The sequence below is a fragment of the Tropicibacter sp. Alg240-R139 genome, from assembly GCF_900537075.1.
GTDB lineage: Bacteria > Pseudomonadota > Alphaproteobacteria > Rhodobacterales > Rhodobacteraceae > Falsiruegeria.
In genome coordinates this window covers 60283-72397 of the sequence record NZ_UNRA01000005.1, presented here as the reverse complement: position 1 = coordinate 72397, position 12115 = coordinate 60283, and the positions used below count along the sequence as shown (strand labels likewise).

The following is a 12115-nucleotide window of genomic DNA, read 5'->3' as shown; positions in this document are numbered from 1 at the left end:
TCATATCGTCCAGCATCTTGGCAAAGGGTGCCCGTTCAAGCGGGTCAGGATCGGGATCAGGGTACGGCGCAGGTCAAAGCCATCTGGGGCCAACAAGCGCAGGACCAGCACGTCGGGGCGCAGCAGGCTGGCACCTGCGGTGTCGGGCAGCATCTCACGTACAGGATCTAGTTGGGCTTCGGCACGGTGCGACACAAACACCACGTTGGCCACGGCGCGGGCGTCGCCTCCGACAAAGCGCCGTTGCATCAGCGCCTGTACGTCGCCGTCCAAATGCAGCGCGTCTAAATAGAGCGGCAGGCCTGCGCGGCGGATGTCGATGCGGTCATTCAATTGAGCGGTAAGCAACACCTCTCCCATCGCCTCGCGACCAAAGATCAGGGGTTCAACCAGCAGCAGTTCAGCGCCATGCGTCAGGTCCACGGACAGTCGGCGGTCCAGGGCACAGCCATTGAAAAGGATCGTCTCTTGCGGCAGCCAGTTCAGGCGTGCGCCGTCGCTGACGCTCAGCCGGGTTCGGATCTGGCCGCTCTGATCAGGCTGCGCGCGATAAGCACGTTCGCAAGCCTGCGTGGTCAAGGTCAGATGTGTGCCGGAGGCTGCGTGAGCGTTGGTCTCAAACCGGTCGCCACCGGTCACGCCGCCGGCCGTATTGACCAGAACTGCCTGCAACTCGGTACTATGTCCGCGCGGGTAAAGACATTTCAACGACCCCGACTGACGGAATCGGTCCAGCACGGTCCGTGGCCCGCGCGGCTTGACGCTTAGGTGCACACGTCCCTTGGCACGGGGCTGAACCGCAGTGGCGGATTGAGGTGTTATGTCGTCCAAGCGAGAGATGGCGTGGCCTGTGCAATGCAAAGTGGTTGCCCAGACATCGCCCTCGAATCTGTCTGATGGCCATTTTATTTTGCAGGTCTGGCGGGAATTACCGGCGCTTGCGATCAATTTCTAGGCAAGTGCGGAAATGATCGCCCAATTTCTGGGCAGATGGCAGAGGTTGCGCCCGAGATTGGACAGCGGGTTTGCCATTCTTGCTGCGATGCAGAACCACTAAGGCACCTGCTGGGGACGAGATGTCTGAAACATCGCAGGTGTGTGGCGACCATACGAATTGGACCTCGACCGGCCGCCACACGGATTGCAACACGTAGTTGCGGGATCAGGTAACGGAAACTGGCGCCCTTGCGCAAGCCCGTGGCCGGATGTCCCGCAGGAGGGACTTATGAACATTCTCAAGAACACACTCGCCGGTTCTGCCGTTTTTGCCGCCCTGGCCAGCGCCGCCTTTGCTGCCGAGGACACCATCAAGGTGGGTGTCCTGCATTCGCTGTCGGGCACCATGGCGATTTCGGAAACCACGTTGAAAGACACCATGTTGATGCTGATCGACCAGCAGAACGAAAAGGGCGGTCTGCTAGGCAAACAGCTTGAAGCGGTTGTGGTTGATCCTGCATCAGACTGGCCCCTGTTCGCAGAAAAAGCGCGTGAATTGCTGAGCGTGCATGAGGTCGACGTGATCTTTGGCAACTGGACATCCGTCAGCCGCAAGTCGGTTCTGCCGGTGATCGAAGAACTGAACGGGTTGCTGTTCTATCCGGTGCAGTATGAGGGCGAAGAAAGCTCGAAAAACGTGTTCTACACCGGTGCCGCGCCCAACCAACAGGCCATTCCGGCCACCGACTATTTTCTGGAGGAACTGGGGGTTGAGAAATTCGCCTTGCTCGGCACGGACTATGTCTATCCGCGCACGACCAACAACATCCTCGAAAGCTATCTAAAGCAAAAAGATATCGCGGACTCGGACATCTTTGTGAACTACACGCCCTTTGGTCATTCTGATTGGTCCAAGATCGTGGCTGACGTCGTCGCTTTGGGCGCGGATGGCAAAAAGGTTGGCGTGATCTCGACCATCAACGGCGACGCCAACATCGGTTTCTACAAGGAACTGGCGGCGGCTGGCATTTCAGCGGATGACATTCCGGTTGTTGCTTTCTCGGTTGGCGAAGAGGAACTGTCGGGTCTGGATACCGCCAATCTGGTCGGTCATTTGGCAGCGTGGAATTATTTTCAGTCAGCCGATTCCGAGGTCAACGCCGAGTTTGTTGAAACCTGGAAAGCGACCATGGGCGAAGAGCGTGTGACCAACGATCCGATGGAGGCGCATTTCATCGGTTTCAACATGTGGGTGAACGCGGCGACCGAAGCCGGTTCGACCGAAGTCGATTCAGTGCGGTCTGCGATGTACGGGCAAGAGTTCCCGAACTTGACCGGTGGTACTGCTGTGATGCTGCCCAATCACCACCTGGCCAAGCCGGTTCTGATCGGCGAAATTCAGGATGACGGCCAGTTCGACATCATCAGCCAGACCGCAGAGGTGCCAGGCGATGCCTGGACCGACTATCTGCCGGAATCGGCTGTGCTGGTGTCTGACTGGAAAGAACTGGGATGCGGTATGTACAACACCGAGACCAGCAGCTGTGTTCAGACGCTGTCCAATTACTAAGCTCTGAACAAGTGAAGAGAGGCTACTCCTCCGCCTCTCTTCACCCTCAAACCCCGGAAGATTTTGATGAAACGACTATTCGCATTAGCGATTGGCTTACTGTTGGCGCAGGTGCTGGCGGCAGGCATGGCCGCTGCACAAGCTGACGGCATTCAGCCTGTGTTGCAGGCGCACAAGGACACAATCACCAAAAGCTCGCGCAAGACCATCGGCCCTGCGATTGATGCCATTGCGGCCAGTGGTGTGGTGCAGGCGAAGGACGTGCTGGAGGCCTGGGTGGCCAAGGACATGTGGCTGCGCAAATCAGATGGGCTGTTTTTTCGGGGGGAAAAGGTCGAAGGCAAGACCTATCGTCTGTTTGACTTTGACAGCGGTGGGGCCGTTGGGGTGTTTCCGAAATCCGAGTTGAAGCAGTTGAAGCCCAACAGTGGCGTGCGGGCGTTGATTGCGACGGCCTTGGTGCGGTTTCAGTTGAATGCCGCGGACGCTGGCAAGCGGCACGATGCGCTGACCTCGATCGCGCGCGACCCGGATGCGGCGCATCTGGAACCGCTGCGCGCGTCGATTGCGGGGGAGCCTGATGCTGAACTGAAAGCAACGAAAGAGCGCTTGGAACGCTTGTTGACCATCCGGTTTGACGCTGATGAGGCGGCGCGGTTGGCAGCGATTGGCGCTATGTCTGGCGATCTGGGCGTGGATGTGCGAGCTGCGCTTAATCCGCTGGTCGTGACCACGCGCAACGCGGCCAAGGAATTGCCCGAGGGGGCGAACATCGCAGCCCAACTGAGTCCGGGACAGGATGGGTTTTCGCGGCAAGACTCCTATGCTCTGCTGGTTGCCGTGGGGCTGGCCTTGGCGCCACCGACAGCGGGCGAAATACGGAACGCTCTGAACGATAACATCAGCGGCGGTCGCGTTGGTGGCGTTCCTGTGGCTCAACTGAGCGACCCGGACGCGCGGCTGGTGGCTTATGACGCTCTGGCGGCCTCGGGTCTTGTGCTTGCGCGGATCAGAGATCAGCAGATCGACGATATCCTTGCGGCTCATGTATTCTTTGACCTCTACGCTGATCCTTCGCCGACCGTGACAAAAGCGGCGTCACAGGCGCTGGACGAGATTTCGCTCAAGGTCGGGCTGAACCAAACGCTTGACCTGACGCTGGATGCACTGTCGCTGGCGTCGATCTATTTTCTGGCTGCCATTGGGTTGGCGATCACGTTTGGGGTGATGGGGGTCATCAACATGGCCCATGGCGAATTCATCATGATGGGCGCCTACACAGGTTACGTCGTGCAACAGGTCATTCCCGATCACACCGTGTCGATCATCGTGGCGATCCCTCTGGCTTTCGCCGTGACCTTCGCCGCTGGTGTCGCGATGGAGCGGCTGGTGATCCGCTGGCTATATGCGCGTCCGCTAGAGACGTTGCTGGCGACCTTTGGCATTTCGATTGCGTTGCAGCAATTGGCCAAGAACATCTTTGGCACGCAGGCGCGTCCGCTGACGGCGCCGGGGTGGTTGGATGGTGCTTGGGTTCTAAACGACGTTGTGTCGATCAGCTATATCCGCATTGCGATCTTTGTGCTGGCGCTGATCTTTCTGACGCTGTTTCTGTACATCATGAAACGCACGCGGTTGGGGTTGGAAACCCGCGCGGTGACGCAGAACCCAAAGATGGCGGCGTCGATGGGGATCAACCCGGACAAGGTGAACATGCTGACGTTCGGCCTGGGTTCGGGCATTGCCGGGATTGCGGGGGTGGCGATTGGTCTGTTTGCCAAGGTCACGTCCGAACTGGGCAGCGATTACATCGTCCAAAGCTTTATGACAGTGGTTGTGGGCGGCGTCGGCAACATCTGGGGCACGCTGGCGGGGGCTGCGATGATCGGCTTCCTGCAAAAGGGGATCGAGTGGATGAACCCGTCGAACACGCTGGCGGCGCAGACCTATATGATCGTCTTCATCATCATCTTTATTCAATTCCGACCGCGGGGGATCATCGCCCTCAAAGGTCGGGCCGCGGGGGATTGAGCCGTGAACCGTTCTTTTGTTGCCAAAAACCCGTCTGTTTTGATCTTTCTGGCCTGCTTGGCCGTGTTCACTCTGGTCGTGACCATCCTGTCCGAAGGGTTCGGTATCGGGGTTGTTTCCACGAGTTTCGTCAAGACCTTGGGCAAGACCCTGTGTCTGTGCCTGATTGCGGTGGCGATGGATCTGATCTGGGGGTTTGTGGGCATTCTGTCACTCGGTCATTTCGCGTTCTTTGGCTTGGGCGGCTACATGATCGGCATGTGGCTGATGTACGAGCGGACGCGGTTGATTGTGGTCGAGTCGTTGTCGCAATCCGATATTCCACCCACGGCCGCCGAGGTGACGGATGCCATCGGCAACCAGATTTTCGGGGTTGTTGGCGCGTCCGAATTCCCGCTGATCTGGGTCTTTGCCGATAGTCTGGTGTTGCAACTGGCGTTGGTGGTGTTGGTGCCGGGACTGCTGGCGTTGGTCTTTGGCTGGTTGGCGTTTCGCTCGCGCGTGACGGGCGTTTATCTGTCGATCCTGACGCAGGCGATGACATTGGCGCTGGCGCTCTATCTGTTTCAGAACGACAGCGGCTTGCGCGGCAACAACGGCTTGTCGGGGCTGCAGAACCTGCCCGGCGTAACTGCCTCGCAGGATCAGGTGTCTCTGTGGTTCCTTTGGGCATCCGCTGCGGCACTTGGCGCGGGCTATGTGCTGGCGGCGTGGCTGGTGTGGGGCAAGTTCGGCTCGGTCATTCGGGGCATTCGTGACAACGAGGCGCGTGTGCGGTTCCTGGGCTATTCGGTCGAATCATACAAACTGGCGGTCTTTACCCTGACCGCCTGTATCGCGGCCATCGCAGGGGCGCTTTATTACCCACAGGCGGGGATTATCAATCCGGCCGAGGTCGCGCCGATCGCCTCGATCTATCTGGCGGTCTGGGTCGCGATTGGGGGACGGGGGCGTTTGTATGGCGCGGTGATTGGCGCGGCGTTTGTGTCGTTGTTGTCGACTTGGTTCACCGGCGGGCAGGCGCCTGATATCCCGTTGGGATTCTATACGATCAAATGGGTTGATTGGTGGTTGGTGCTGCTGGGAGTGTCCTTTGTTCTTGTCACGCTCTTTGCGCCTAAGGGCATCGGCGGGCTGTTTGATCTGATCACCGCGCGACGCAGCCCGGATCGCCACGGTGCGGATCTGGGGCCCGATGACGGCGCCTTGCGCGAACAGGAGGCGGGCCGATGAGCACACTACTTGAAGTTTCTGGTGTCTCAGTCACGTTTGACGGGTTCCGGGCGATCAACAACCTGTCATTTCGCATTGGCGAGGCTGAGCTGCGCGCTGTGATCGGACCCAACGGGGCAGGCAAGACAACGTTCATGGATATTGTGACCGGCAAGACCCGACCAGATGAAGGCCGTGTTCTGTGGGGCGACAAATCGCAATCCCTGCTCAAGATGAGCGAGGCACGCATTGCGCAGGCTGGCATCGGGCGCAAGTTCCAGAAACCCACCGTGTTCGAAGATCAGACAGTGCAGGAAAACCTGCTGATGGCGCTGAAGAAACCGCGCAGCTGGCTGTCTGTTCTTGGGTATCGGCCTGTCGCTTCGGATCTGGCTCGGGTTGAGGAGTTGGCGGCTGAGATTGGCTTGGTTGAGGCGCTGTCGCGCAAGTCCGGTGAACTGAGCCATGGGCAAAAGCAGTGGCTGGAGATCGGGATGCTGCTGGCGCAGGAGCCTCGCCTGCTGTTGGTGGATGAACCGGCGGCTGGCATGACGCCGACAGAACGCGAGCACACCACCGACATCCTGGTCCGTGCGGCCCAAACACGGGCGGTTGTGGTGGTCGAACACGACATGGAATTTGTGCGCCGCCTGAACTGCAAGGTTACCGTGCTGCACGAGGGGGCGGTTCTGGCCGAGGGCAGCCTGGACCACGTGACCGCAAACCAAGACGTCATCGACGTGTATCTGGGGCGATAGAATATGCTGAAACTGGACAACCTGACGCTTCACTATGGGCATTCACAAATCCTGAACGGGATCTCTATGCAGGCCGCTGTCGGAGAGGTCACCTGCGTGATGGGCACGAACGGCGTAGGCAAGACCAGCCTGCTCAAGGCGATCTCGGGTACGCATCCCCGGTCGGGCGGCACGGTCGCTCTGGATGGGGATCAGATCGGGGGAATGCCTGCGCATCTGCTGGCCAGAAAAGGCGTCGCCTATGTCCCGCAGGGGCGTGAGATTTTTCCGCTGCTGACGGTGCGCGAGAACCTGGAAACGGGATTTGCTTGCCTGCCCGCCGAAGCGCATGTGGTGCCGGATGAGATTTATGATCTGTTCCCGGTGCTCAAGAAAATGGTGCATCGGCGTGGAGGGGACCTGTCGGGCGGGCAACAGCAGCAATTGGCGATTGCGCGTGCTTTGATCACCCAACCTAAGTTGTTGCTGTTGGATGAACCAACCGAAGGCATTCAGCCCAACATCATCGCCCAGATCGGAGAGGTCATCCGCCATCTGCGCGAACAGGGTCAAATGGCTATCGTGTTGGTCGAGCAATATTTCGACTTTGCCTACGGGCTGGGGGATCGGTTCGTGGCGCTGCGCCGGGGCGAGGTGGTGCGCCAAGGGGCAAAGGACGAATTCCCGCGTGATGATCTGTTAGGGCTGGTGTCGGTCTGAGTCGACACCCGTCTCCGCAACCGTTCAATTGGCTTTTGTCGACAGGGGGCTGCCCTGAACTGCGCGTGGTCACAGACCGCGCACATGTCTAGATTTTGGCGATTCTCCCTTGACCCAGAGCTGCCCAATCTGAACCTGCCGCAGCAAATTATGCGATAAAGTGCAAATTCTCACTTTCGTGATGAGCATTATCTTGCATATACTGTTCCCAAGTGCATTATGACGCAGCAGGGGAGAGACGCGCAAGTTGGATCGGAGGAGCCGCTCGCGCGTTGCGCCTGCCAATCACGTCGGGGAGGGGTGGATGAGCGGAAACGCAGCACAGTATTTTGTGGATCGTCATGTCAATGAAGGGCGCGGTGACAGGCCGGCCTTTCGCGAGGTGACCGGGGAAAAACGGTCCCTGACCTATGGTGCCTTGGCCGAAGGCGTCGGTGTTGTGGCGACCGCGTTGACCCGCGCCGGCATTGCGCGCGAGGCGCGGGCGGTCATGCTGGTGCTGGATCAGATCGAGTTTCCTCAGATTTTTTGGGGTTGCATGAAGGCCGGCGTCGTTCCGGTGCCGCTTAACACATTGTTGGCCGCACCCGTTTACGAGGCGATCCTGAACGACAGCCGCGCGACCGTTTTGTTTGTCAGTCAAGAGCTGTGGGCGGTGGTGGAACCCGTTGCCAGGGCGTCGGACCACCTGAACTGCGTCGTGGTCATCGGTGACGCGCCGGATGGCACCAGCAGCTATGCGGATTTTGTGGGCGACTGTGCCCCATCCAGCACTGTCGAGGCATCAGGGGATGATGTTGCGTTCTGGCTCTATTCTTCGGGCTCGACCGGACAGCCTAAGGGCGTGCGTCATGTGCATAGCAGCCTCAAGGCCACCGCCGACACCTATGGCGCGCAGGTGTTGCAGATCGAACCCGACGATGTGGTCTATTCCGCGGCAAAGCTGTTCTTTGCCTATGGCCTGGGCAATGCCATGACGTTTCCGATGTCCGTGGGCGCCGAAACCATTCTGTTCAACGGGCGTCCCACGCCAGAGATGACTGTGCAGATTCTGCGCGATGAAAAACCCACCGTGTTCTGCGGGGTACCCACGCTTTATGCCGCCACGGTTGCCTTGTTAGAGCAAAGCGATGTTCCCGACACCATGTTGCGCCGCTGTATCTCGGCCGGTGAAGCGCTGCCCGAAGATATCGGCACCGCCTGGCGTCGATTGTGGGGGACAGACATCCTGGACGGCGTTGGATCGACCGAGATGCTGCACATCTTTCTATCGAACGTGCCGGATGACGTGGCTTATGGCACGTCCGGGCGCCCGGTGCCGGGGTATGAGGTTCGCCTGGTGGATGGGGATGGCAATGACGTCCCGGTCGGTGGATTGGGCGAGTTGTTGGTGCGCGGCGCGTCGGCCGCCGATGGCTATTGGAACAAGCGCGACAAAAGCCGGGCAACGTTTGAAGGGGAGTGGACCCGGACCGGCGACAAGTACGAGCTGACCGAAAGTGGGCGATATGTGTACTGCGGGCGGACCGACGACATGTTCAAAGTGTCCGGCATCTGGGTGTCCCCATTCGAGGTCGAGCAGGCGCTGAGCGCGCATCCCGCTGTATTGGAGGCCGCTGTCGTGCCCAAGCGAGACGAACAGGATTTGGAAAAACCCAAGGCCTTTATCGTTCTGAAGCAGGGCACAGATGATGATCTGACCGAAGAGTTGCAGGCATTTGTCAAAGACAAGGTGGGCAAATGGAAATACCCTCGCTGGATAGACTTTGTGGATGACCTGCCCAAGACCGCGACAGGGAAGATCCAACGTTTCAAACTGCGTGAAGGGTGAATGATGTTCGACTGGAGCCCGACCCCGAGCTTTCCGATGAAGGTGAACGGCGTGGCGTTGGAATACGCTTGCCACGGCCCCGCCCCGGATCAGGCCCCGACAATCGTGATGTTGCACGAGGGGCTGGGCTGTGTCGCATTGTGGCGTGATTTCCCTAAAAAGCTGTCGGCGCAGACCGGGTTCGGCGTTCTTGTTTTTTCGCGGCAGGGTTATGGCAATTCAGACCCGATCCAGCTGCCGCGTGGGCTGGATTATCAATCCCAAGAGCCTTTGGAGGTGCTGCCACCTATTCTGGAGCAAGCGGGCATTCAGCGGTGCATCCTGTTCGGTCATTCCGACGGCGCCACGATGGCTGCGGTTTATGCGGGCAGTGTCGAAGATCACCGCGTGCGCGGGTTGATCGTAGCCGCGCCGCACTTTTTTGCTGAACCAAAGGGGCTGACCGAAATCGAACGGACCCGCGATCAGTTTGATACCACCGATCTGGCTCAACGCATGGGGATCTACCACCGCGACCCAGAAGGCGTTTTTCGCGGTTGGGCCAACGTTTGGCTTGATCCGGAGTTCGCCGATTGGAACGTGGCCGAGGTAATCGATTACATTCGGGTGCCGATCCTGGCGATCCAGGGGCATGATGACCAATATGGCACCATGGCGCATTTGGATGAAATCACCTCGCGTGCCTATTGCCCCGTCGATCGGGTCAAGTTGAATTGCAAACACTCACCGCACCTTGAAGCGCCCGAAGAGACCTTGAAGGCCGTCGCAGAGTTCTGCGCCCGGTTGGAGCGGATCGAAGCGGCGCAGGTCAAAATGGCCTGAGCCGTGACGTCGTCCGCTGTTCCATACATTCCCGGCCAAACCCAGCGACCTGACGAGGGGACTTATGATGCGCTTTGCCAAACCGCTCGGGCTGGAATGTCTGTATCTGACCTTGCAGCCTGCGAGGCATGGGACGCTGGGTGGAGTTTTTTCGAAACAGGGTTTTTTTGGGAAGCGCACGAGGTTTGGGAGGCGGTTTGGCAGGTGTTGCCGCCAAACTCGGCAGAGCGGCGATTTGTGCAGGCAGTCATCCAATTGGCCAACGCCCTGCTGAAAGAAAAGATGAACCGTCCGCAAGCTGTGCGTCGTCTGTGTGATGCCTGCCGAGTGGGGCTGAGCGGGGTGCCCAATGTCGTGATGGGAATCCGGGTCGAGTCGGTTCAGAACCGATTGAGCGACGTGGAGAGTAGAATTTCGACGAAATAGGCAATATATTGCGTAAATTGCGCTGCGAGATGAGTGGGATTCCGGAGATTTGCCCGCAGATTTATGTGTTGAGGTGCCGTATTATGCATTATGATGCCAATATGAGCTTGCCGCACATCATTTGGCGTACTATGTTGCAAATCACCCAACAAAGGCGGAGACCGGCATGGCCGAACGTATCGACTTTCAGACCGATCCTTCGAAATATCATCATTGGCGCGTCGAATATGATGGGCCTGTCGCCAACCTGTTCATGGATGTGGACGAGACGGCGGGACTGTTTCCCGGCTATGAACTGAAACTCAACTCTTACGACCTGGGCGTTGATATTGAATTGGCCGACGTGGTGCAGCGGATGCGGTTTGAACACCCTGAGGTCAAAGTGGTTGTGATGCAGTCGGCCAAAGACAAGGTGTTCTGCGCTGGGGCCAACATTCGGATGCTGGGCGGTGCTAGCCATGCCCACAAGGTAAACTTCTGCAAATTCACCAACGAAACGCGCAATACCTTTGAAGCCGCCGAGGCGGATTCAGGTCAGAAATACGTGGCCGCCGTCAAGGGCGCCTGTGCGGGCGGCGGCTATGAGCTGGCACTGGCCTGCAATCACATCATGCTGACAAATGACTCGTCGTCATCTGTCGCTTTGCCCGAAGTGCCCCTGTTGGCGGTGCTACCAGGCACCGGCGGGCTGACCCGCGTGACCGACAAGCGCAAGGTACGCCGCGATTTGGCCGATGTGTTCTGCTCGGTCGAGGAAGGCGTCAAAGGTCAACGCGCGGTCGATTGGAATCTGGTGGATGAGGTCATCGCAAATTCGAAATTTGATGACACGGTGCAAGAGCGCGCACGCGAGTTTGCAGGTGCTTCGGACAAGGAGGATATCGCTCAAGGCATCATTCTGACGCCTTTGACGCGCAGTTTTGCCGAGGACGGATCAGTGACGTATTCCACGGTCGAAGTCGCGATGGATCGGGACGCGGGGCGGGCAACCATTCTGATCAAAGGTCCAGAAGAGGATGCACTAGCATCCATTGACGCGCTGGTGGATCAAGGTGCCGAGACTTACATGCTGCGCCTGGCGCGCGAATTGGACGATGCGATATTGCATCTTCGCCTGAATGAGCGCGAGCTGGGCTTGGTGGCCTTTACCACCCAAGGTGACGCAGGCAAGTTGGTCGCGCATGAAAAGCTGCTGTTGGATAATGTCGATCACTGGCTGGCCAATGAGATCCTGACGTATTGGAAGCGCGTGTTGAAGCGGGTCGACATGACGTCGCGTTCGTTGGTGGCATTGGTTGAACATGGGTCATGTTTCGCTGGGGTTCTGGCGGAACTGCTGTGGTCCGTCGATCGGTCCTACATGATGCTGGAGGAGTTCGAAGGCGACAACCGCCCCCTGGCGGCAATCACGATGACCGACAGCAACTTTGGCACCTATCCGATGTCGAACGACCTGACCCGGCTGGAAACCCGGTTCCTTGGATCACCCGAGGCGGTGAATGCCGCCCGTGAACAGATTGGCGAGGCGATCGAGGCGGATGATGTCGAAAAACTGGGCTTGGTGACTTATGCTTTTGACGACATTGATTGGGAGGATGAGGTGCGCATCTTCATGGAGGAACGCGCCAGCTTCTCGCCCGATGCGATGACAGGAATGGAGGCGAACCTTCGTTTCGCTGGTCCCGAGACAATGGAAACCCGTATTTTTGGACGGCTGACTGCCTGGCAGAACTGGATTTTCCAACGCCCCAATGCCGTGGGCGAGGACGGTGCATTGCAACGCTATGGCACAGGCGTGCGCGGCAACTACAACATGGAACGTGTTTGATG

10 protein-coding genes are annotated in these 12115 nt (G+C 58.6%); 9 read left to right on the top strand and 1 reads right to left on the bottom strand.

Annotated elements, in window-relative coordinates:
• A complete protein-coding gene (locus G6R15_RS17935) occupies positions 1 to 831 on the bottom strand; it encodes an urease accessory protein UreD (RefSeq protein ID WP_306432354.1) in 831 nt (276 codons plus the stop codon).
• 394 nt (positions 832 to 1225) lie between these two features.
• On the opposite strand from G6R15_RS17935, the gene urtA reads away from it, so the two are divergent.
• The 9 genes from urtA to boxC all read left to right on the top strand — a co-directional run bounded on the left by urtA (position 1226) and on the right by boxC (position 12113).
• Entirely contained in the window at positions 1226 to 2506 is a 1281-nt protein-coding gene (urtA, locus tag G6R15_RS17930; protein ID WP_164661357.1) for an urea ABC transporter substrate-binding protein, read from the top strand.
• A 66-nt stretch (positions 2507 to 2572) separates the two neighbouring features.
• Positions 2573 to 4537, top strand: coding sequence for an urea ABC transporter permease subunit UrtB (gene urtB / locus G6R15_RS17925; RefSeq protein ID WP_164661356.1), 1965 nt, complete (start codon positions 2573 to 2575; stop codon positions 4535 to 4537).
• Between the two features lie 3 nt (positions 4538 to 4540).
• Positions 4541 to 5770, top strand: a complete 1230-nt coding sequence (urtC, locus tag G6R15_RS17920; protein WP_164661355.1) for an urea ABC transporter permease subunit UrtC — start codon at positions 4541 to 4543, stop codon at positions 5768 to 5770.
• Positions 5767 to 6507 carry an urea ABC transporter ATP-binding protein UrtD gene (gene urtD / locus G6R15_RS17915; protein WP_164661354.1) on the top strand — a complete coding sequence of 247 codons (741 nt, stop codon included), beginning with the start codon at positions 5767 to 5769 and terminating at the stop codon, positions 6505 to 6507. Before urtC ends, urtD begins: the two co-directional genes overlap by 4 nt.
• A 3-nt stretch (positions 6508 to 6510) precedes the next feature.
• The gene (urtE, locus tag G6R15_RS17910) at positions 6511 to 7206 is read left to right on the top strand and encodes an urea ABC transporter ATP-binding subunit UrtE (protein ID WP_164661353.1); all 696 of its coding nucleotides are present in this window, start codon (positions 6511 to 6513) and stop codon (positions 7204 to 7206) included.
• Positions 7207 to 7510: 304 nt separating this feature from the next.
• Positions 7511 to 9037, top strand: a complete 1527-nt coding sequence (locus G6R15_RS17905; protein WP_164661352.1) for a benzoate-CoA ligase family protein — start codon at positions 7511 to 7513, stop codon at positions 9035 to 9037.
• A 3-nt stretch (positions 9038 to 9040) separates the two neighbouring features.
• The gene (locus G6R15_RS17900; protein ID WP_164661547.1) at positions 9041 to 9859 is read left to right on the top strand and encodes an alpha/beta fold hydrolase; all 819 of its coding nucleotides are present in this window, start codon (positions 9041 to 9043) and stop codon (positions 9857 to 9859) included.
• 96 nt (positions 9860 to 9955) lie between these two features.
• The gene (locus G6R15_RS17895; protein WP_164661351.1) at positions 9956 to 10285 is read left to right on the top strand and encodes a DUF309 domain-containing protein; all 330 of its coding nucleotides are present in this window, start codon (positions 9956 to 9958) and stop codon (positions 10283 to 10285) included.
• 166 nt (positions 10286 to 10451) lie between these two features.
• Entirely contained in the window at positions 10452 to 12113 is a 1662-nt protein-coding gene (gene boxC, locus G6R15_RS17890; protein ID WP_164661350.1) for a 2,3-epoxybenzoyl-CoA dihydrolase, read from the top strand.
• Positions 12114 to 12115 lie beyond the last annotated feature (2 nt).

Excerpts from the sequence above, each read along its gene's own strand:
- urtB (WP_164661356.1), top strand. The coding sequence starts at position 2,573 with ATGAAACGACTATTCGCATTAGCGATTGGCTTACTGTTGGCGCAGGTG.
- urtE (WP_164661353.1), top strand. The coding sequence starts at position 6,511 with ATGCTGAAACTGGACAACCTGACGCTTCACTATGGGCATTCACAAATC.
- G6R15_RS17895 (WP_164661351.1), top strand. The coding sequence starts at position 9,956 with ATGTCTGTATCTGACCTTGCAGCCTGCGAGGCATGGGACGCTGGGTGG.
- urtD (WP_164661354.1), top strand. The coding sequence starts at position 5,767 with ATGAGCACACTACTTGAAGTTTCTGGTGTCTCAGTCACGTTTGACGGG.
- boxC (WP_164661350.1), top strand. The coding sequence starts at position 10,452 with ATGGCCGAACGTATCGACTTTCAGACCGATCCTTCGAAATATCATCAT.
- G6R15_RS17900 (WP_164661547.1), top strand. The coding sequence starts at position 9,041 with ATGTTCGACTGGAGCCCGACCCCGAGCTTTCCGATGAAGGTGAACGGC.
- G6R15_RS17905 (WP_164661352.1), top strand. The coding sequence starts at position 7,511 with ATGAGCGGAAACGCAGCACAGTATTTTGTGGATCGTCATGTCAATGAA.
- urtA (WP_164661357.1), top strand. The coding sequence starts at position 1,226 with ATGAACATTCTCAAGAACACACTCGCCGGTTCTGCCGTTTTTGCCGCC.